The sequence below is a fragment of the Qipengyuania sp. L-5Y genome, from assembly GCF_056859455.1.
In genome coordinates this window covers 74,329-94,091 of record NZ_JBSXOM010000025.1, presented here as the reverse complement: position 1 = coordinate 94,091, position 19,763 = coordinate 74,329, and the positions used below count along the sequence as shown (strand labels likewise).

The 19,763-nt window shown below is 59.4% G+C and carries 17 protein-coding genes and 1 pseudogene; 12 read left to right on the top strand and 6 right to left on the bottom strand.

Annotated features, from left to right (window positions below; translation table 11 throughout):
- Positions 1-47: 47 nt before the first annotated feature.
- The 5 genes from dcd to AC13F2_RS05595 all read left to right on the top strand — a co-directional run bounded on the left by dcd (position 48) and on the right by AC13F2_RS05595 (position 5,277).
- The gene (gene dcd / locus AC13F2_RS05615) at positions 48-602 is read left to right on the top strand and encodes a dCTP deaminase (RefSeq protein ID WP_103022209.1); all 555 of its coding nucleotides are present in this window, start codon (positions 48-50) and stop codon (positions 600-602) included.
- Between the two features lie 77 nt (positions 603-679).
- A complete protein-coding gene (locus AC13F2_RS05610; protein ID WP_482964459.1) occupies positions 680-1,855 on the top strand; it encodes a saccharopine dehydrogenase family protein in 1,176 nt (391 codons plus the stop codon).
- Between the two features lie 53 nt (positions 1,856-1,908).
- Positions 1,909-2,388, top strand: a complete 480-nt coding sequence (locus tag AC13F2_RS05605) for a DoxX family protein (protein ID WP_103022207.1) — start codon at positions 1,909-1,911, stop codon at positions 2,386-2,388.
- A 406-nt stretch (positions 2,389-2,794) separates the two neighbouring features.
- Positions 2,795-4,087: a tyrosine-type recombinase/integrase gene (locus tag AC13F2_RS05600; protein ID WP_160661843.1), complete on the top strand. Its 1,293-nt coding sequence runs from the start codon at positions 2,795-2,797 to the stop codon at positions 4,085-4,087.
- Between the two features lie 383 nt (positions 4,088-4,470).
- Complete coding sequence (locus AC13F2_RS05595; RefSeq protein ID WP_482964460.1) at positions 4,471-5,277, top strand: HEPN domain-containing protein; 807 nt, start codon at positions 4,471-4,473, stop codon at positions 5,275-5,277.
- Between the two features lie 57 nt (positions 5,278-5,334).
- Here the strand turns inward: AC13F2_RS05595 and AC13F2_RS05590 are convergent.
- Positions 5,335-6,506, bottom strand: a protein-coding gene (locus AC13F2_RS05590) for an IS3 family transposase (protein ID WP_179408449.1) whose coding sequence is annotated in 2 segments (ribosomal slippage) — positions 5,335-6,242 and positions 6,242-6,506 — 1,173 coding nt in all. Because the reading frame shifts where the segments join, the coding sequence is not laid out codon by codon here.
- 108 nt (positions 6,507-6,614) lie between these two features.
- Here AC13F2_RS05590 and AC13F2_RS05585 point away from each other — a divergent pair.
- The 4 genes and pseudogenes from AC13F2_RS05585 to AC13F2_RS05570 all read left to right on the top strand — a co-directional run bounded on the left by AC13F2_RS05585 (position 6,615) and on the right by AC13F2_RS05570 (position 9,597).
- Positions 6,615-7,007 carry a class I SAM-dependent methyltransferase gene (locus tag AC13F2_RS05585; RefSeq protein WP_179408450.1) on the top strand — a complete coding sequence of 131 codons (393 nt, stop codon included), beginning with the start codon at positions 6,615-6,617 and terminating at the stop codon, positions 7,005-7,007.
- 95 nt (positions 7,008-7,102) lie between these two features.
- Positions 7,103-7,297 (top strand): annotated as a pseudogene (locus AC13F2_RS05580) (DUF411 domain-containing protein); the annotation flags it as partial.
- 417 nt (positions 7,298-7,714) lie between these two features.
- Entirely contained in the window at positions 7,715-8,986 is a 1,272-nt protein-coding gene (locus tag AC13F2_RS05575; protein WP_482964461.1) for an APC family permease, read from the top strand.
- A 275-nt stretch (positions 8,987-9,261) separates the two neighbouring features.
- Positions 9,262-9,597: a hypothetical protein gene (locus tag AC13F2_RS05570; protein WP_482964462.1), complete on the top strand. Its 336-nt coding sequence runs from the start codon at positions 9,262-9,264 to the stop codon at positions 9,595-9,597.
- Positions 9,598-9,710: 113 nt separating this feature from the next.
- Here AC13F2_RS05570 and AC13F2_RS05565 read toward each other — a convergent pair whose 3' ends face one another.
- The gene (locus AC13F2_RS05565; protein ID WP_482964463.1) at positions 9,711-10,307 is read right to left on the bottom strand and encodes a hypothetical protein; all 597 of its coding nucleotides are present in this window, start codon (positions 10,305-10,307) and stop codon (positions 9,711-9,713) included.
- A 137-nt stretch (positions 10,308-10,444) separates the two neighbouring features.
- Between AC13F2_RS05565 and AC13F2_RS05560 the strand changes: the two genes are divergently transcribed.
- From AC13F2_RS05560 to AC13F2_RS05550, 3 genes are all read left to right on the top strand, one after another.
- Entirely contained in the window at positions 10,445-11,713 is a 1,269-nt protein-coding gene (locus AC13F2_RS05560; RefSeq protein ID WP_179408454.1) for a hypothetical protein, read from the top strand.
- A gap of 323 nt (positions 11,714-12,036) precedes the next feature.
- Positions 12,037-12,852, top strand: a complete 816-nt coding sequence (locus tag AC13F2_RS05555; RefSeq protein ID WP_482964464.1) for a universal stress protein — start codon at positions 12,037-12,039, stop codon at positions 12,850-12,852.
- Between the two features lie 87 nt (positions 12,853-12,939).
- On the top strand, positions 12,940-13,779 hold the full coding sequence (locus AC13F2_RS05550; RefSeq protein WP_482964465.1) for a class I mannose-6-phosphate isomerase: 840 nt from the start codon (positions 12,940-12,942) through the stop codon (positions 13,777-13,779).
- 51 nt (positions 13,780-13,830) lie between these two features.
- On the opposite strand, the gene AC13F2_RS05545 is transcribed toward AC13F2_RS05550, so the two are convergent.
- From AC13F2_RS05545 to cls, 4 genes are all read right to left on the bottom strand, one after another.
- Positions 13,831-14,781: a DMT family transporter gene (locus AC13F2_RS05545; RefSeq protein WP_179408525.1), complete on the bottom strand. Its 951-nt coding sequence runs from the start codon at positions 14,779-14,781 to the stop codon at positions 13,831-13,833.
- Positions 14,782-14,941: 160 nt separating this feature from the next.
- A complete protein-coding gene (locus AC13F2_RS05540; RefSeq protein WP_244959108.1) occupies positions 14,942-16,279 on the bottom strand; it encodes a glycoside hydrolase family 130 protein in 1,338 nt (445 codons plus the stop codon).
- On the bottom strand, positions 16,276-17,508 hold the full coding sequence (locus tag AC13F2_RS05535; RefSeq protein WP_066850759.1) for an SAM-dependent methyltransferase: 1,233 nt from the start codon (positions 17,506-17,508) through the stop codon (positions 16,276-16,278). Before AC13F2_RS05535 ends, AC13F2_RS05540 begins: the two co-directional genes overlap by 4 nt.
- A gap of 545 nt (positions 17,509-18,053) precedes the next feature.
- Positions 18,054-19,484, bottom strand: coding sequence for a cardiolipin synthase (gene cls, locus AC13F2_RS05530; protein WP_119083574.1), 1,431 nt, complete (start codon positions 19,482-19,484; stop codon positions 18,054-18,056).
- Between the last annotated feature and the right edge of the window lie 279 nt (positions 19,485-19,763).

The window sequence follows — 19,763 nt, the reverse complement described above, 5'->3', positions numbered from 1 at the left end:
CGCCCCGGCCGCTTGCCCAATGGCGGCGGCTGGGGAATCGTCCCTGTATGGCGATTCTTTCCGATAAGTGGATCCGAGACAAAGCGCAGAACGAAGGCATGATCGAGCCTTTCGTCGAAGCGCAGCGTCGCGAAGGCGTGATCAGTTACGGTCTATCGAGCTACGGCTACGATGCGCGCGTTGCTCCCGAATTCAAGATTTTCACCAATGTCGATTCTGCGGTGGTCGATCCCAAGGATTTCGCGAGCAACAGCTTCGTCGATCGTGAAACCGACATCTGCGTGATCCCGCCCAACAGTTTTGCTCTCGCCCGGACGGTCGAATATTTCCGCGTACCGGAGGATGTTCTCGTCATCTGTCTCGGCAAGAGCACCTATGCCCGGTGCGGGATCATAGTGAACGTGACACCGCTGGAACCGGGCTGGGAAGGCCACGTGACCCTGGAGTTCTCGAACACCACGCCCCTGCCGGCAAAAATCTACGCGAACGAAGGGGCGTGCCAGTTCCTGTTCCTTAAAGGGAATGAACGCTGCGAAACGAGCTATAAGGATCGTGCTGGCAAATACATGGGCCAGCGCGGGGTGACGCTGCCTCGGCTTTAGGCAAAGCGGCCCTGACGCTGCGTTTTTGACTCTCCCTTCCGGCACGCGCAATCATGCCGGACGAGGAGAGAAGTGTTATGGCAGATCGTGAATTCGACATCATCGTCTATGGCGCCACGGGCTATACGGGACGCCTGGTGGCAGAGCATTTCTTGCGCGAATACGGCTCGACCGTCGATGGCCCCAAATGGGCGATGGCCGGCCGCAGCTTGAGCAAGCTGGAGGCTGTCCGCGACGAGATCGGGGCACCTGAAACCATCCCGCTGGTCGTTGCCGACGCCGATGACAGAACCAGTCTCGACGCGATGTGCAAAAGGGCCAAGGTCATCCTGACGACCGTTGGCCCTTATCAGTTATATGGCGACGCACTGGTGGCAGCCTGTGTGGCAACGGGCACGGATTACGCCGATCTCTGCGGCGAACCGGCCTGGATGCGGGAGCAGATCGACCTTCATCATGTAGCGGCCGGGAAATCCGGTTCGAGGATTACCTTCTCGTCCGGCTTCGATTCCATACCCTTCGACCTGGGTGTTCTCATGCTACAAAAGGAAGGTATCTCCCGCCATGGCTCGCCGGCCCCGCGCGTTCGCGGCCGCGTACGCAGCATGCAAGGCACCTTTTCCGGCGGAACCGCAGCCAGCCTGACTGCGACAATGAAGGCCGCCGCAAGAAACCCGGGCATCATCAAGGTACTCAATAATCCCTTCGGCCTGACCCCGGGCTTCGATGGCCCTGACCAGCCCGGCGGAATGATCCCTCATTACGAGGACGATCTGGGCAAATGGGCCGCTCCCTTCATCATGGCTACGATCAATACCAAGAACGTCCACCGCACCAACTTCCTACTCGGCCACCCGTATGGCAAAGATTTTCGTTACGACGAAATGATGCTCACAAGTCCTGGCAAAGCGGGCAAGGCCGCTGCCAATGCTGTGGTAGACATGCTGAAGAACCCGTTCGGCGCCAAGCCCCCCAAACCTGGCGAAGGTCCGAGCAAGGAAGAACGCGAGAAGGGTCATTACGACGTAGTGTTCATCGGCGAATGGCCGGATGGGCAGCGCCTGCACTATGGCGTGAAAGGCCGATACGATCCCGGCTATGGTTCAACCAGCCGAATGCTCGCCGAAACCGGGATCGCACTGCTTAAAAGCGACGCCGAAGGGGGTGTGGGCACGCCGGGGGCATTCCTGGGCGAAGCACTGGTCGAACGCCTGCAGGAGCACGCCGCACTGACCTTTGCGGTAGAAGAGTAGGGAACTACATACCCTCAGGTGCTTTCAAACCATATCCAAGGGGAGAAGCATCAATGGCTACCATCGCGGCACTTATCGGGCGCATACTGCTCGGCGCACTGTTCGTTTTCGCCGGGCTCGGCAAGGTTATGGATCCGGCAGGCACGGCAGCCTACATGGAAGCGGAATCGCCCTTCCCCGGCAGCTTGGCGCTCGCCGTCGGCGTGTTCGAGATCGTTGCCGGCCTGGTTCTGGCAAGCGGCTTCATGACCCGTATCGCCAGCGTCGCATTGATTGTTTTCACGGCACTGGCCACTTTGTTCTTCCACGAACGGGTCACCGATCAGGCACAGGCGGCAATGGCACTTAAGAACCTGGCCGTGATCGGCGGGTTGCTCATGGTTTTTGCTTATGGTCAGGTTCGTGGCCAGGTCGGCGTATGGCGAGAACGGGACCGTGCTCATGATGCCGAAATCAAAGCGGCGCGAGCAGAAGGAAAGGCCGAGGCTACGACCACCGTAGTCCACGATGATCGTCCCACACGTCCAGCCTGATCCAGATTGAAGTGCGCGAACGTAACGTCGGCGGCTCACCACCGCCGACATAGCACTGCGCCTGACGCGCACGCGCATGAGATACGTCTCGAATATCCGGAGAAACTGGAGCGGGCGAGGCGATTCGAACGCCCGACCCCAACCTTGGCAACTGCCTCTCGGCATTTTCGCTATCGTTTTCGTATTCAGTAAAATCTACGATATTCCAGGCAATATCAATTGCTTGTTTCTCACATCGAGTCCCCATTGGTACGCTGCGATTTCCGGCGGTTTCCCTCCTACTGCTTCCCCCCTGCTTCCCCGGCCATGCTGCACCTGTGTGGGGAAGCAAATATCAAGCGCGTGGGCCACCGGAGCGCAGGAGCAACTTCGAAAGGAATGACAACTCAAATCAAGGACAAATCGCATGACCAGACTAACTAAACGCACCGTCGAGGCGCTCAAATCCAACCGAGAGCGCGACACCTTCCTTTGGGACAGCGAACTGCGCGGTTTTGGCGTTCGCGTTAAACCCAGCGGCACCAAAACATTTATCATCCAATATCGAAACCAAGAGGCGAGGACCCGTCGCTGTGTTATAGGCCAATATGGTGTTCTGACTGTCGAGCAAGCCCGCGACCTCGCCCAAAAGAAGCTCGCCGCTGTGATCGACGGGGCCGATCCATCCGCCGAACGGCACTCGGTCCGTACGGGGCTGACAATCGCAGCAGTTTGCGATTGGTATCTTGCCGAGGCCGAAGCCGGTCGGCTGATCGGACGAAACCGCCGCCCCATCAAGGCGTCATCGGTCGCAGGTGATCGAAGCCGTATTGAACTCCACATTAAGCCGCTGATCGGCAATCGCGTGGTCAGCCAATTGAAATTGGCAGATATTGAACGCTTGCAAGGTGATATTGCGGCTGGTCGAACCGCCCGAGCGAGGCGCACAAGCCGAGGTGGGCAAACGGCTGGCGGCTCAGGCGTTGCTGCCCGCGCCATCAGCACGCTTCGCGCTCTACTCAATCACGCCCGCCGCCTCGGCATTATTGAGGTTAGTCCGGCAACAGGCGTGCGCATCATGGCCTCGCAGAAGGTGAAGCGATATCTGAGCGCTGGCGAAATCCGTCACCTTGGCAAGGTGATGACGCAGATGGAACGCGAGGGCGAACACCCGGCCGGCCTCGCTGCGATCCGCGTCATGCTTCTCACCGGTTTTCGCCGCATGGAAGTGCTGGCAATGCGCAAGGCATGGGTTCAGCCCGACGACAATCTCGTCCGTTTTCCGGATACCAAGTCCGGTCCGCAGATCCGCGTGGCCGGAGACTCAGCAATGCACGTGCTGGAGGCTCAGGCTTTGTCCAGTCATTCGCCCTTCATCTTCCCGGCGGATTGGGGCGATGGGCATTTCGTAGGCGTCGTTCGGGTGCTGGGCCGAGTCTGCGCGCGTGCAGGCCTGGACAAAGTGACACCGCACACCCTGCGCCACAGCTTTGCCAGCATGGCAGCGGCGCAAGGTTTCAGTGAACTGACCATCTCGGGCCTACTCGGTCACGCCCCGCGCGGCGTAACCCAGCGCTATGTGCACCTGGATACCGCGCTCATCATCGCGGCGGATCAAGTGGCGGCAGAGATTGCGCGACTATTGGACGGTGGCGAGTTGCGGAGCGTGCGGGAGATCAAGCAAGCGCGCACACTGGCAGCTTTGCGTGCAGTTGCATGACGCCTACTTGGCTAAGATTGCCCAAAAGTCAGATTGAAAAACTGCGGTAGCTCGTGGATAGCGCTCCAAATCAAAGCCCGTCTCCAGAAATGGGGATGGGCCTTGTGGATAAGCCTGTGGTCTGTTCGGACTATCAGGAACCGGGATTCACGGACTATCAGGAACCCAAAGCTCGGACTATCAGGAACCGAAACAGGCCTCAAACCCGCAGAAATGCTTGGCTCCAGCATCCCTTAACAATGCTAACGACAATCCTTCTCGGATTGTTGCTAACACTAGGCACAGCGGCGCGCGGCTCCTCAGCGCTTTGGGGTGCGCCGTCACTGCGCGCCTTATGCACTCGGCAGGTGCAAGCTTCGCGGCTGCTTGCTAGAGATTAAACGATGAAGACCGACCTCGATCATCTTCCCCCGCAAAAGCAGCGCGAGATCGAGCGCGTCGTGCAGCTTATCTTCGAAGAATTCGACGATGCCTTCGCGCTCGCTAAGCATGAGTGGAAGAAGGCCGGGCGGATACTTAAGGTCATTCTTTACGGCAGCTATGCTCGCGGGACCTGGGTCGACGAGCCTCACACGGCCAAGGGATACCGCTCCGACTTTGATCTTCTGATCATCGTCAACGACAAGCGACTCACTGACAGGGTGAAGTACTGGGCGAAGCTCGATGACCGGCTAATGCGCGAATATGGCGTTACCGGTACGCTCCAGACGCCGGTCAATTTTATCGTGCATACCCTGCAAGAGGTGAATAACGGGCTGGCACATGGGCGCTACTTCTTCATGGATGTGAAGGAGGACGGGGTTGCGCTCTACCAATCCGACGACACCGACCTGCATACGCCCAAGCCGAAGACGCTGGAACAGGCGCTGGCGATGGTTCAGGAGTATTTTGACGAGTGGATGCCGTCAGCCGAGCAGTTTCTCATCCAGGGGAACGAGGCCACGAAAAGAGGCTGGAACAAGAAAGCAGCGTTTGAACTGCACCAAGCGGCTGAGCGCCTTTATCACTGCGTTCTGCTCGTTTGCACCTTCTATACGCCGCATAACCACAATCTTGCATTCCTGCGCACCCAGGCTGAACGGATCGACCCGCGTCTTACTTACGTCTGGCCGCGTGAAACGAAGCGTGATCGCGCACGCTTAGAGAAGCTCAAGGAAGCTTACGTGAAGGCGCGCTACTCGAAGCACTGAGGTGGACCCGCCTTCTTGGACAGGTTGGCGGCGAAGTTAAGCTAATCCCGGATGTGATTATGCCGCCAGTTTGGTCATCAGATCACGGGGGGCATGCCCCCCGTGATCTGTTTCTCTGATCCGCCCATAGGCCTCCGCCGGGGTTCGCCCGGCCAGACCCGAGTGCGGTCGCTGCGTGTTGTAATAGGTGATCCATCGCCGGAGGCCAGTGCGCAGCTCCGAGCCGGTCTCGAAGGCGTGGAGGTAGACGCATTCGTATTTGAGGGATCTCCACAGCCGCTCGATGAAGACGTTGTCCATCCACCGGCCTCGGCCGTCCATGCTGATCCGCACCTCGGCGTCCCGCAGCACGCTGGTGAACGCAAAGCTGGTGAACTGGCTGCCCTGATCCGTATTGAAGATTTCCGGCTTGCCGAAGCGCGCCAGTGCCTCTTCCAGTGCTGCGACGCAGAAGCCAGCATCCATCGTGTTCGACAGCCGCCAGGCCAGCACCTTGCGCGTCGCCCAGTCCATGATTGCCGCCAGATAGAGGAACCCGCGCCGCATAGGGATGTAGGTCACGTCGGCGCACCACACCTGGTTCGGCCTGTCGATCATCAGCTTGCGCAGCAGATATGGATAAATGCGGTGCTGTGGATGCGGATCACTCGTGCGCGGTCGCTGGTAGATCGGCGACAAGCCCATCTTCGCCATCAGGCGCCGCACCCGACGTCGGCCAACCTGGTGGCCTGCACGTTGCAGATGCCGGACCATTTGGCGGCTGCCATACCACGGACAGTCTAGGAACGCGGCGTCGATCACCCGCATCAGCGCCAGCGTCTCTTCGGCTTCAGGCACCGGCGCATAGTAATAGGATGACCGGCTGATTGACAGCAGCCGACATTGCGCCGTGATCGACAAGCGGTGGTGAGCAGGTTCGACCATCGAACGCCTCCGTGCCACGCTCATCGACCGGAGGCTTTGGCTAAAAAATCGCGTTCCACGACCAACTGGCCGATCTTGGCGTGGAGCTTCTCGACCTCGGCCTCGCTGGCTGCCCTGGCATCATCGCTTGCCCCGCAGAAGGTGTCTGCCATACCTTCGACCGCCTGCCGCTTCCAGGCCGCGATCATCGTATGATGAATGCCATGCTTCGTCGCCAGCTCCGCCAGCGTCAGATCACCCCGGATCGCCTCCAGCGCCACCTTCGCCTTGAAATCCGCGCTATAGCGCTTCCTCGTCTTCTTCATTTCCCGTCCATTCCTCAGGTCGGGATTAGCTTAGCACCCTGTCCAGTTTTCCGGGACCACCTCACCACGATCGACATAGCCCGGCGAAAAGCTGCGCATAATTATGAGATGTCGTCCATCCGTTGGCACCATGGTTTTCTCGACAGCCTCGAGCTTCAGGACAATTGGCGACCAAACAAGATCGTGAGCAGCCTTCTATTCCACCAGGTACCGGCGGGGCAGAAGAAGGTCCTCATCGAGGAGATCTGGAACCTGCTCGAGCCCGGCGGGATGGTCTTGATCGCGGATTACATGAAGCAGGAAAACCCGCTGATGCGGGCGCTGTTTCGCGCGACCGTCCAAAGACTGGACGGATTTGCGGACACCCAGCCCAACGCCGACGGCGTAATGGAAAAGCATATCTCTGCCCGATTTATCGACAGCATGAGGTTAGCCCGATTCAATACGCCGACAGGTGCCATTTCTCTGTGGCGCGGCTATAAGGCAAGGACCAGCAATTGACCAGCACTGCCCCTCCATCGGCCCTGCGCAGACCTCTCGCGAGTGCTTTGTTCGTTATTCTTGCCGCATGTTCAAACGTCGCGTAGGCCGCAAGCTACACGACGGGAGTCGAGGGCTATGTCATCGAGGGACATGTTCCAGATGAAGCCATTGCGAGACTGCTGCGCGAGCGACCCGACGGCGTGGCCGGGCTTGCCGTGCCCGGCATGGAGGCTGGCGGCCGCAGGCAGGCATTTGAGGTGTTTGCGTTTGGCCCGCGCGGACAAAGGGTTTTCGCAAGCTACCCCTAGCACGAAGCGAGTGGCCCGCCTGTCCGAGAACAGGGCAACCGAGATGGACAGCGAACCAAACGGGGCGCTCTGTAGTCGAGCCGAGGGAACTGAATTGACCAATATCACATCTGGTAATCAACCCGAGCGGAATTCCAAAGGGCATGCCGTCCGACCCTATACGCCGGCCAGGCATTTAGGATCAGTCGCCAAAGCCGACTCGATCGCAGATAAACACGGGACGCATGAGGCAGGCCGCTGCCCGTTCGCTCTCATGCCGGCGATCGTGAAGATGCGTCCTGCCCCCTCGGGCGCAGTTTCGCTTCGTTTCGAAGTTGGAGAGTTGTGAGCAAGATGAATCACGAGGGACATGCGGCATCGACCGGGACCCAAAGCAGCAAGAGCGAATCTGCCATAAGTCTCGCCGGGGGCGTGGCTATGGGCACGGGGGTCATGATCGGCGCCGGAATATTTGCTCTAACCGGTCAGATCGCACAGCTGGCCGGGCCGCTGTTCCCGCTTTCGTTCGTCGTGGGAGCTCTCGTGACGGCGCTTGCAGCCTACAGTTACATCAAAATGTCGAACGCCTGGCCTTCATCTGGCGGCATCGCGATGATCTTGCAAAAGGCCTATGGTCCGGGAGTCGTGGCGGCCTCTTCCTCACTGCTCATGGCGCTCTCGATGGTGATCAATGAAAGCCTGGTAGCCCGTACCTTCGCTGCCTACGCCTTGCGTCCGTTCGGCCAAGAGGAGAATGCCCTTTTCCTGTCTATACTCGCGCTAGCTCTGATCGTCTTCGCCTACTTCGTAAATGCGTCTGGCAATCGTTCGGTGAGCGGCTTTTCGCTCATCATGTCCGTGATCAAGGTCGGCGGCATCGTCGTTTTCGCAGTGGCGGCGATCTGGGCGAGCGGTTTCTTTTCTGGCGCTTTTTCCGAAGACATTTCGCAATCCGGTGGCGGCGCATTTCTGGCGTCCGTGGCATTTTCCATCCTCGCCTTCAAAGGCTTCACGACCATTACGAACAGTGGCGGCGATATTGTTGATCCGCATCGCAATGTTGGTCGCACGATCGTCATCTCGATTGTCATCTGCGTGGTGACGTACCTGCTCGTGGCACTGGCTGTCGGAGCAAGCCTGACGATCAGCGAGATTGCGCAAGCGCGCGATTATTCTCTGGCCGCCGCGGCCAGACCGGCGCTGGGTCAACTGGGCTTCTGGTTCACCATCGTCATTGCGCTATCGGCAACTACCTCGGGGGTGATCGCCAGCGTGTTCGCGGTATCGCGCATGCTGGCGATGCTGACTGACATGAAGATGATCCCGCACAGTCATTTCGGCATGAAAGGTGGGATACGAAGCCATATGCTGGTCTACACGGTCGTCGTAGCCGGCTCGCTCGCGGTGCTGTTCGATCTGTCGCGCATCGCCTCGCTTGGGGCGTTCTTCTACTTGGTCATGGACATGCTGGTGCATTGGGGTGTCTACCGGCACCTACGAAAGGAGATCGCGGCAAAAAGCTCCGTTCTGCTCGCCGCGATTGCAGCCGACGGTGTTGTTCTTGCTGCTTTTACTGCCACCAAACTCGACACTGACCCGCTTATTGTTGGCATCGCTGCGGCCCTCATCGCCGCTGTTTTTGCTCTTGAAGCTCTCTTCCTGCGTCGAATAGGCGGAAAGGATGAGAACCCCGGGTCGAAACTAAGTTGAAATCGACTATTGGCCCGGATGGCGGGACGCGGTTGATCCCCGATGACGCACGCATCTTTTCATCAGATGGTGATGGGCTCCAAGTCCGTCCCCGCTGCCCCGGAAGCGGCCGACTTGCTTGATGAGCCGCTCGAGGTGTTATTGGCCATGCGTCATCGGCACGGATGCACTGCTGTCCGGCTCCAAGCTTCAGGATGTCCTGGCCCTCACCTCCCGCGGTTTCATGTATCCGCCCGTCTTGATAGATTGCTTCCTCAATCCAGGAGTTTCGACCTATGACAGATCAAAAGAAGAGCGCCGCCATTTCGCGATGGGAAGACGAGGGCGGCGCCATGCCGTGCGGCCCTCAGGAAGCTTTGGCAGCCGCTTGCGACGAGTGGGATATTCCCGCACTTTCCGATGCCGAGATCATCCAGTTGCGAATCCGAGTAATCGCATTGGAAAATATTGTGCTAAGTCTGGTAGCCAGGGCCACTGACGATCAACTGACGCAAATTGCCGAGATGGCGGAATTCATCACCCCGCGTCCCGATACCACTCAACATCCCCTCACCATTCACGCCGCAACCCAGATGACCCAGCTCGTGGAGCGCGCCAAACATTTTCGATAGTAAAGATAGTCGAGCGCACTTTGCTTCCCGATCACATCAAATCCATGCGGTGCTCCTGCCAGAATCGCGGCCAGTTTGCGCGCGGGCACAGGAAGCCATTCGGCAGTGTATTGCTAAATTAGCGGCAGCGCTCTTTGTATCAAGACATTCGCGGCAACGTGTACGGTGAAAGCCCCGTAAGCAAGGCGCGATCCCTCCGCGGGGAGGCGAACCGCGCAAAATCCCTTCAGGACTTCATTGGGTCCATCCCGCAGGGCCGCGGCTTGCAGTCCAAGCGCGGTATCTTCGACGAAGGCGCGCGCCGTCGATTCCGTAATCGCGTCCTTGACGGACCATCTCTCCCAGCGGACGATATGTTCGTTCAGGCGATTGTTTGCGCCGCGCGCGGCACCGAATTCCGCGATCCCCATCTGCATCAGAGCGTGATAGGCGGGGTGGAACTCAACTTCGTCCAGGCGCTGACCGAAGCGGTCAAAACCTTTAAGGGGTGGCGGGTTCTCATTGGCGAGCCTACCAAGCTCCAGCGTCTCGGCCCGGCCCACCAGTTCGCCGAAGGCGCCCAGACGGTCCTTGTGCAGCCCCGCTCCAGAACCGGATACACCATCCTGAATTGCCCGGTCGGCGTCAAAAGCATTGAAATCGACGAGCGGCGGCGGCTGATTGCTGACCTCGTGGGTTTCGAGTGCTGTAAGGGGACGATAGGGTACCATGACAACAAATGTGCATCTCGCGCGAGCGGTCATCAAGGTCGGATTTCGCATCTGTGCTTGCCGACCAATGTTGTTGAAATATTCCAGGAGCCGCCGCGTCCTTGGAGATAACCCCCAAAATGCCGCCAGGAGACCCGATGCAAGACAAGTCAAAAGCGCTCCAGGCGGCGCTACGTGCCAATTCCGTGTGTTCCTGCATTACGCTCGACCGGGACATGCTCGAGGCCACATTGAACAGCCAGACCGGACGTGAAGGTTTCGGGGAGCAGTTGGCGATCTCGCACCCGCACCTGTTCGCGAACTCGCCGGTGTTTATCGCGCCGGAGACAGTGACGATGATGGTACGCGTCGTCACGGCGGTGGAGACCGCCGCAGCCCTCGCGCAATATGGTGAGGCGGTGCAGAAGTGGGCACCGCCCAGCTCCGCCCCCGATCTGGGACCTGCCGGTGCGCTGATGGGGTATGACTTTCATCTTTCCGAATCCGGACCGGTTCTGATCGAGATCAATACCAATGCCGGGGGCGCGTTCCTCAACGCAGCCCTCGCCAGGGCGCAGCGTGCCTGCTGCTTCGGCTCCGATGGCTCGAATGGATCAGTGGAGGATTTTGGACCGGCGATTGCGAGAATGTTTCGCAGCGAGTGGTTACGCCAGGGCCGCACCGGGACACCCAACATGATTGCGATCGTCGATGACGCGCCCCTTGATCAGCATCTCTATCCGGAGTTTCTGCTCGCCAAGGCAGCGCTCGAGCGTCAGGGAATTTCGGCGGTCATCGCGGATCCAACGGCTTTTGAGGCTTCCGGCGGTGAACTTTTTGCGGATGGCTGCAAGATCGATCTGGTGTACAATCGTCTCGTCGACTTTACCTTGGAAGAGCCGGATCATTCCGTCCTCAAGGACGCTTATCTGAATAATCTGGCAGTGGTCACGCCCAACCCATACGTCCACGCCATGCTGGCCGATAAGCGAAACCTCTCGCTCTTGAGCGACCCCGCGCTCCTGACCCGCTGGGGCCTGGCAAAAGAGCAGACTGAGGTTCTTGCGACGACTATTCCCGCTACCACTCTGGTAACACCTGATAACGCCGCGTCGCTTTGGGCGGAACGTCGGCATCTCTTCTTCAAGCCGGCGCAGGGATATGGCAGCAAAGCCGCCTATCGCGGTGCCAAGCTCACCCGCAGCGTCTGGTCACAGATCCGGGACGGTGACTATATCGCCCAGCAATACGCGCCGCCGAGTCTTCGCAAGGTCAAGTATGATGGAGAGGCTGTGGACCTCAAGGTCGATGTGAGGCTCTATACCTACGCTGGTTCCGTATTGTTGAAGGCGGCGCGGCTATACAGGGGGCAGACGACCAACATGCGCACACCGGGTGGCGGTTTTGCGCCAGTCCTGGAAGTCTGAATTTTCACTGAATCCTCTTCGTGCTCGCAAGTTGTGATGTTCGCTCGGGAAGGCTTCCGGCTGTTCGGATGGGTATGAGCGGCCATACCCGCCCGCTCGCTACGCGTGTTGGCCCCGGCAGCGGCATTTCGACAGCGAGCGATGAGTGGGAGTTCGGCCCTCGGTAAGGGATCCCGTGCCCTTGTCAAAAGCGGCGTCTCGAAGGTCCACAGCGCTGGACAGGGACGGTGTGTAAGATCGGATCGAGTGAAACGTCAAAGACAACAAGGAGTGCTTTTTGATCCAGCGCAAGCGCTCGATTGCAACCGGACCAGGATGATCAGATGAAGTCGGTTTTGCTCCACATAAACCAGGATCCTGGCCAGGCCGCACGGTTAGCTGCTGCCATGGAAGTCGTTCGCGCCCACAACGGGCAGCTGATCTGTTTGCAGGCAACCCCTCTCGATGCGTATTTCTTTGTCGGCGATCCGTTTGGAGGGTCATACGTTCCTTCCGGCATCTTCGAGACTTTTCGCCAAAACGAGAAACTTGAACAGGTGCGGATCGAAGATACGCTCAAACGGGAGGGAATCGATTGGCAATGGCTTCACGCCGAGGGATCAGCGGCTCAGACCATCATCGAACACGCGAAGTTTGCCGACCTCGTCGTTCTAAGCCAACCCGAAGAGAAGGAAACAATTCTCCCGCGCAGGGCGCCGCTCGCCGCCGACGTGGCGCTCCATGTTCAATCGACCGTACTACTCGTGCCGGCTGCCGGGCAACGCTTTACCAACAGCAGTGCTGCCATGATCGCCTGGAATGGCTCCCCAGAAGCTGCCAACGCCATCCGGCAGAGCCGTTCGCTTCTGCGCGCCGCGCCCAAATTGCATATCGTAAGTGTCAGCGAGAAGGGGGAGAAACCTTCTTTGGACGATGTCCGCAATTATCTGGCGCGATATGGTGTCACCGCCGAAAGTCATGATTGGCCGCTCGACGGAGACACCGTGGCCAATGCGCTCATTGCGGCCGCAGCGGGTCTCGAAGCAGAATATATCGTGCTCGGTGCCTATGGCCATTCACGACTCCGCGAAACTGTTCTGGGCGGCGTCACCCAGGATCTTATCACGACGAGCCCCGTTCCGCTGATTCTCGCGCACTGATATGATCGGCGTACGGGCCCCGCGATATGCACATGGTTTCTCCTTACCAGCCCCTCAAGCAAGGGGTAGTCAAGGGAGGCGTCGGCAATGACCCCTGTCCAGCTCGTTCCCCGCTCGGTGGCCAAGGTCTGGGGTCGCCGTCAGCCTGGCTTCGGATTTGCGCAGGCAGCAAGCGGCGACGATCCGATCGGTGAAATCTGGTTCGAAGAACCCGACCACCGCTCAGGCGCCCTTCTTGTCAAATACCTGTTTACGAGCGAGCGGCTCTCTGTCCAGGTCCATCCAGACGATGCCGAAGCGCGAGCGCTCGGACATCCGAGGGGCAAAGACGAATGCTGGGTGATCCTGAAGGCTGAGCCGGGTGCGCAGATCGGCCTGGGGCTGAAGGCAGTTGTCGCCATCGACACCCTGCGCCTCGCAGCGCTCGATGGAACCATAGAGACGATGCTTGACTGGCGCGAGGTGAGCCCCGGCGACGTCTACTATCTGCCCGCAGGAACCATCCACGCGATCGGTGCGGGAATTACCCTCATCGAGATCCAGCAAAATGTCGATCTTACCTACAGGATGTACGATCATGGCCGTCCGCGCGCCCTCCATTTGGAAGCAGCGCTGCGCGTGGCACGCCCCGAACCCTGGCAGGCTCTCACACAACCATACGTTCTTGCCGATGCTCGCCGGATAGTCGCCGAAGGACATAAATTCGTGGTCGAGCAATGGAGCGGCGCTCGCGCCGGTACACTCGCGCCCGGCACAGCGGCATGGATTGTACCGCTTTCAGGACACGGACGTATAGGTGATGCCCCCGTGGAGCCGGGCCAGGCATGGCTGGCCGATGAGCAGCATTCCCTCGACTACAATGGCGAACTGCTCGTTGCCTATCCGGGCAGCAAGGTGACTGAGGGCCTCTGGGTGTCGTCCCGTTGAATAAGCCGAATTGAGCAGCGCAGTGCCCTATTATCAATCTTGCCAGCCACTTCACTTGGATCGGCATGCGGAACCCTGATCACGAACCGGGTCTCTATCGGGCTCGGCTTTCGTTCCTAGATAGACGCCTATGCCGGCGAGGACCACGCCGATCATCACCATGAGAGTGAGCGGCTCGGCGAAGAAAAGGGCTCCGATCGTAATGCCCAGAAACGGCACGAGAAAACTGAACACGTTCGCTTTTGAAAGAGGCATCGAGCGCAGAGTCGTTTGCCACAGCCAGAAGGCGAGTGCTGTCCCTGGAAGTGCAAGCCCTACGAGCGAAACTATGAAGCCCGGCGACCAGACGACAGCACGTGGATGTTCGGTCAGCACGGCGATTATCATCAGCGGAATGGCGCCGATCAGCAATTGAAGGCCCATCGCCATCGCCGCGTCGACCCGGTTGGCAAGCTTCCTGATTGCGACATTGCCAGCGGCAACACCGAGCGCGGCCAGGAGCACGTACATCAGGCCAAGTCCGGTTGAGCGCTCGTTGCCGGCGAAGACCTGGGGGGCAGCGACGATGATGACGCCAAGAAAGCCGATCAGCAGGCCGGTCCATCCGCGCAACGCAAGGCGTTCCCCGATCAGGCCGTATGCGAGTACCGCGGCGAAGATGGGTTGGGTATTGGCCACGACGGTCGCCAGGCCGGGAGCGACAAATTCGGCTGCATGGAACATCCCGAAGTAACCCAATCCGGTCATGCCAAGTCCTGCAAGCGCGATCCACCCCCACTCCGCCCTGTCTTTCGGGAAGGGTTTGCCCAGGCAAAGCGCGACCAGAAGCAGCGCCGACCCTGCCGTAACGGCGCGAAGACTTGCGAAGGTCAGATGCGGGGCGAAATCGAGCCCGATCGTGATCAGCGGGTAGCATGAGGCCCAAAGGACCATCACGAGAATGGCAGACAGCCTCGGCGGAATCAAAGCGTCATCGACCGGACGGTGTTCAGGGTATTGCATCGCCGCACAGGATACAGAGCTACCCCCACATTGGGGGTCCTCTTTGGGTACGCGCAAACCGCATCCGCGGTGCAGCAGCACGCTGCTGGCCCAAATTCGATCGTCTGGAATCCACCGCTTGTCCTGCGCTCAGCGCCAACCAATACCAAAAAACCTGCCCTCACTCCATAGTGGCAAGTAGCCGGTCGATGGGGACGGTGGCAAATGTCGTGTAACTATCCGCAATTGCGTAGGGAAGAAGAAGCACCCCGTCATGCACCAGGCTGCCGCAGCTATAAACCACATTGGGCACATAACCTGAACGTTCGTCCGCTTGCGCACGCAACAGCGGTTCGCGGGTGCGCGCCAGAAGTCTGGAGGGATCCTTCTTGTCGAGCAGGCACGCACCAATTGCGTAGTTTCGTACTGCACCGACGCCATGAGTGATCACGAGCCAGCCCTCGTCCAGTTCGATAGGCGAGCCGCAATTGCCGATCTTGATGAACTCCCAGGGATAGCGCGGCGAGACGACAGTGACGCTTTCGCCCCAATGGTGAAGATTGTCTGAGAGCGCCAGCCAGATGCTTTCGTCGTCGTGGCGGCACAGCAGTGCGTATTTCCCGTCTATCCGTCTCGGGAAAAAGGCGAGGCCCTTGTTGTTAGCCCCCGGTCCTTCCATTCTGTGGAGATTGAAGGTTCTGAAATCGTCGGTTGTGAGAAGTTCCGGCGCGATGGCCCGGCCGTCATAGGCAGTATAGCTGCCCAGATAGCGCGATGAGCCATCATCCTCGACAAAGCGAACCAGGCGCAGATCTTCGATGCCGTTGCGTTGCTGCGCCGTTACCGGGAAGAGGACACGTTCGGAAAGATCATCGCCTTCGTTGCAGACGATCCGGATGCTCCCATCGCTAGCGGATGGATTGGGATCCCGCTCGAGCCGGTGCGCGACGACCTGGCGGCTTGGCGCATCGATGGTGAGTCCGGTTTTGATATTGTAACTGCCGGTCCTGAACGTGACGGACGAAATATGCCCCTCCCCCACGCCGCGCAACGATAGCACAAATCGTAGGCTGCCTGGCGGCAGACCCGTCTGATCGGGATGCGGGACGGCACTCGGATTAAAAAGCGCCGCCGCCTCGTAGGAATATTCCTGGTGAAAGAACGCGCCGATGAGCAACGCCTGTTCACGCGTAGCGGAGCATTTCGCGATGATGCGACCGTTGATCTCCTCGAAGCGCGCCAGCAAGAGTTTCTCGACGAAGTAGCTGCGGTCTTCGAAAGGGAGCAATGTCTGCGCAAGGTAGGCCGAGACGGCTGCATGGTCCATCGAGAGCACCCTGTCCACGATGCGCTGCAGCCGCGAGCGTTCCGGCATGGTCAGGGCAAGGGGATCGTCAGCCGGGAAAAACGGCCGAATGACGACCCGCGATGCATCGGGATGCAATTCGACCGGCAGCCGCTTCATGATCCCGGGCTGCCCGCCGCGCGATCCAGTCGCTAATGATGGATTGCGCGTCATACGCATTCGCCCACGCGCAGCGGGACGGTTTCGGATTCGACGCGCTCGTTGAGCGCCTCATCCGCCCAGTGCGGATGCCCCTTCCGCGGATCGGAATAGAGATAGTCGCGCGTCAGGGGAACGGCGTCGCGCTCCTTGGCAAGCTGTACCTGGAATACCATCAGGGTTCCGTTACGGAACATCATCTCACAGGCAGCGAGATAATATTCCCACATCCGGCAGAAGCGTTCGTCGTAAAGTGCGTGCGCCGCGGCGCGCCGCTCCTGGAATCTCTCGTACCAGTGGCGCAGCGTCTCTGCGTAATGGAGGCGCAATATTTCGATATCGGTCACCCAAAGGCCGCTGCGCTCGATCGCCGCGAGTGTTTCCGACAGGGCGGGAACATAGCCGTCCGGAAAAATGTACTTGTCGATCCACGGGTCGCGCCCGCCAGGCGGTTCCATGCGGCCGATCGAATGTACGACGGCTATTCCGCGCGGCGCCAGGTTCTGCTTGATCGCCTCGAAAAAGGTACCGAAGCTCGCCGCACCGACATGCTCAAACATTCCCACCGAGACAATGCGATCGAATTGCTCGTCGATTTCGCGGTAGTCGGCCAGTTTGAAGGCTGCGCGATCATCGACGCCCTGCTCGCGGGCGCGGTCCCCAGCGCGGCGATGCTGTTCCTTCGAGAGGGTGATCCCCGTCACCTGCGCATCGCAGTTCTGTGCCAGTTCGATCGCTAGTCCGCCCCACCCGCAGCCAATATCGAGAACCCGGTGCCCTGGCTGAGGCAGGAGTTTCTTTGCAATGTGCGAACGTTTGGCAGCCTGCGCATCCTCGAGCGTGTCACAATCCTCGCCAAAATAGGCGCAGGAATATTGCCAATCCTCGTCGAGGAACATTTCATAGAGCCCGCTCGATAGGTCGTAATGGTGCGCAACATTCGCTTTGGCCTTGGCCTTGCGGATGGGCCGCAGGACATGCGTCAAACGCCCCAGCTTCGTGCGCAGGCGCGCCAAAGGCGCTTCATCCAGCGCGGTCAGGTTCGATGAGACAACAAACAGGAAGTCGCGCAGCGTGCCTTCCTCGATCGTCCATTCTCCATTCATGTAGGCTTCGCCAAGCGTCAGCGAGGGATTGATGAGCAGGCGCAGCGGAAGGTCAAGTCTGTGCAGCCGTACGGTCACTCGCGGACTATCCTGCGGCGTGCCGAAAGTCATCCGGTTGCCTGCGGCGTCGATCAGCATGAGTTCGCCCCGTTTGACAAGGCGTCGAAGCAACGGAGCCAGAATCGCGAGCAAACGCCGGCCAAGTACGGCATGGACTTGTTTGGATCTGCGCATTTCGGTTCCCACCTTGCTGGATGACTTTCGAAAGACGCCGCCAAAGGCGATCTATTACAGGACATCGCTCCAAGGTAGTATGGCTTCAAGGCCGGTGCGCCTGGACGGCCAGTCATTATCCGGGAATGGCAGATTGAATGCGGTCGCCGCGTGCGCGGCGATTTTCAGGCATTGAGAATTGGTGCGATGTGGGCGCTTTCTTCGCCGAGGCGACCGCGCTGAAAGGGGCGCGCAACCCGCGAGCGTTTGGCGCTGTCGGCAATATTCGACCTCCCAGGACGGGCAAGCCGGGCAAGCATGCCGGATCCAGGATGCGCTCGCAGACTTCGGTAAGCGACAAGCTCTGCGCTCCGCATACTGGCTGCGCGCACCCTGATCGACAAGGCTAATTACGAGCAATCACTGCCGAGGAAGCTCCGCCAATGCTCCGCGCGGGGGTGGTGAAGCGTTCAAAGGAGAGGGCCGAAGAGCCGTGCAATGTTCTGCGCCAAGGTCGCGAGGAAGGACCGCCTCCTCCAAGCCTCCAGGCTGAGCGTATCGCTAACGGCCAGATTGCGCTGCTGTTCCATCCTGAGATCGACAGCAATCTCTCGATCGTAGCAAACTAGGCTGGCCTCGGCATTGAGATAAAAGGAGCGCATGTCGAGATTGAGCGATCCGATGAGGACGATCTCGTCGTCAATACTGATGTGTTTGGCATGCAGCAGCCCCTCGCGGTAAAGATAGATCGCGACCCCGGCGCTCAGAAATTCTCCATAATAGGATCGCTGCGCCAAGCCTACGAGCCAGGAATCGCTAGCATGCGAAAGAATGATCCGCACTTCGACCCCGCGCATCGCGGCTGTTTTCAGAGCCTGGAGAAGCGATTCATCCGGAATGAAATATGGGGTCGTCAAAGTGACACTGCGCCGCGCGCCATGAACCAGGGCAACCACTAACGGACCTGCGCCCGCCAGGGGATATTCCGGACCGCTCGCCAGAAGCTGAGCGGCGTATTTGCCCTTGGCGCGCCCATGTGGAAAAAATTGGCTCCGGTCGAGCACCTCCCCTCGTTCGAGAAACCAGTCGGCGGTAAAGACCGCTTGCAATTCGAGCACGATCGGCCCTTCGACGCGCAGCACAAGTTCCTTGTTGATCAGGCCCGAGGACGCCTTCTTGTCGATAACATTCTGCGAACCGATGTAGCCCACCTGCCCGTCGATCACGACGATCTTGCGATGATTGCGAATATCCGCACGCACCTTGCCCAAACCTGGAAATGCGACGGGGAACGCGCGAGCGACCGCGACACCTCCCGACCTCAGTCTGCGCGTGACGGAAGATGCCCAGGAAAACGAACCCATCGCATCGATCAGCACGCGGCAATCGATCCCGCGCTTCGCGGCATGCAGCAGCGCCGACATAATCCGGTCGCCACTTGCGTCATCCGCAAAAATATAGGTCGTCAGATGAACATGATCGCTTGCCTGTTCGATATCCTCAACAAGCCGATCGATTACCCCTTCGTAATCAGGTAGAAAATGGATTGCATTTCCGCCCAGCACCGGAAATCGACTGAGGCTTTCGACGAAGCGCGTGGCTGATTCCAGATGACCCGACACCGCCGGCCGCAGGCAATGGCGCGAATGGACGATTTGCCGGGCCGCGCGCGCAAGCAGGATTTGCCCCTCGGCGAACCGCCGCCGACGCCAGCGCGGTGCCTTCGGTTGGCCGGCGATAAGATAAAATAAAAACGTCGGGATCGGAAGAAAGAGAGCGAACAGAAGCCAGGTGCGAGCTTCCTCCGGCGAGCGCCGTGATGTGACAGTCACGAGCATGACAAGGCGGATCGTCCACTCCAGCGTCAGGTAAGCGAGCGGAATGGGATCTGTCAGGTTCATGCCGGGCCGGCCGCACTATCAGTGCAGCCGATCCGGCCATCCCAGAACCTGCCACCGTCAACGAGAATGCCCATTGGCGCCAGTTCCGCAAGGACGACAGATGAAAGGGCGACACGCCAGGATTTGGACGTGCCGCCCTTCCCCGTGCACGGGATGGAGGAGTGGGGGGCGTCCCGTGCCGGGCAGTCGGTATTCGGAGAAATTGGCAGCTCCGTGTTGTTTGCATCTCGGATCCCACGCTACCGGGCCATGCGCACTCCGGATGAATAGCATCCCATT

Bases quoted from the DNA above. Each gene is read 5' to 3' on its own strand.
- dcd (WP_103022209.1), top strand. From the start codon at position 48: ATGGCGATTCTTTCCGATAAGTGGATCCGAGACAAAGCGCAGAACGAA.
- AC13F2_RS05610 (WP_482964459.1), top strand. From the start codon at position 680: ATGGCAGATCGTGAATTCGACATCATCGTCTATGGCGCCACGGGCTAT.
- AC13F2_RS05605 (WP_103022207.1), top strand. From the start codon at position 1,909: ATGGCTACCATCGCGGCACTTATCGGGCGCATACTGCTCGGCGCACTG.
- AC13F2_RS05600 (WP_160661843.1), top strand. From the start codon at position 2,795: ATGACCAGACTAACTAAACGCACCGTCGAGGCGCTCAAATCCAACCGA.
- AC13F2_RS05595 (WP_482964460.1), top strand. From the start codon at position 4,471: ATGAAGACCGACCTCGATCATCTTCCCCCGCAAAAGCAGCGCGAGATC.
- AC13F2_RS05585 (WP_179408450.1), top strand. From the start codon at position 6,615: ATGTCGTCCATCCGTTGGCACCATGGTTTTCTCGACAGCCTCGAGCTT.
- AC13F2_RS05575 (WP_482964461.1), top strand. From the start codon at position 7,715: ATGGGCACGGGGGTCATGATCGGCGCCGGAATATTTGCTCTAACCGGT.
- AC13F2_RS05570 (WP_482964462.1), top strand. From the start codon at position 9,262: ATGACAGATCAAAAGAAGAGCGCCGCCATTTCGCGATGGGAAGACGAG.
- AC13F2_RS05565 (WP_482964463.1), bottom strand. From the start codon at position 10,307: ATGGTACCCTATCGTCCCCTTACAGCACTCGAAACCCACGAGGTCAGC.
- AC13F2_RS05560 (WP_179408454.1), top strand. From the start codon at position 10,445: ATGCAAGACAAGTCAAAAGCGCTCCAGGCGGCGCTACGTGCCAATTCC.
- AC13F2_RS05555 (WP_482964464.1), top strand. From the start codon at position 12,037: ATGAAGTCGGTTTTGCTCCACATAAACCAGGATCCTGGCCAGGCCGCA.
- AC13F2_RS05550 (WP_482964465.1), top strand. From the start codon at position 12,940: ATGACCCCTGTCCAGCTCGTTCCCCGCTCGGTGGCCAAGGTCTGGGGT.
- AC13F2_RS05545 (WP_179408525.1), bottom strand. From the start codon at position 14,781: ATGCAATACCCTGAACACCGTCCGGTCGATGACGCTTTGATTCCGCCG.
- AC13F2_RS05540 (WP_244959108.1), bottom strand. From the start codon at position 16,279: ATGACGCGCAATCCATCATTAGCGACTGGATCGCGCGGCGGGCAGCCC.
- AC13F2_RS05535 (WP_066850759.1), bottom strand. From the start codon at position 17,508: ATGCTGATCGACGCCGCAGGCAACCGGATGACTTTCGGCACGCCGCAG.
- cls (WP_119083574.1), bottom strand. From the start codon at position 19,484: ATGAACCTGACAGATCCCATTCCGCTCGCTTACCTGACGCTGGAGTGG.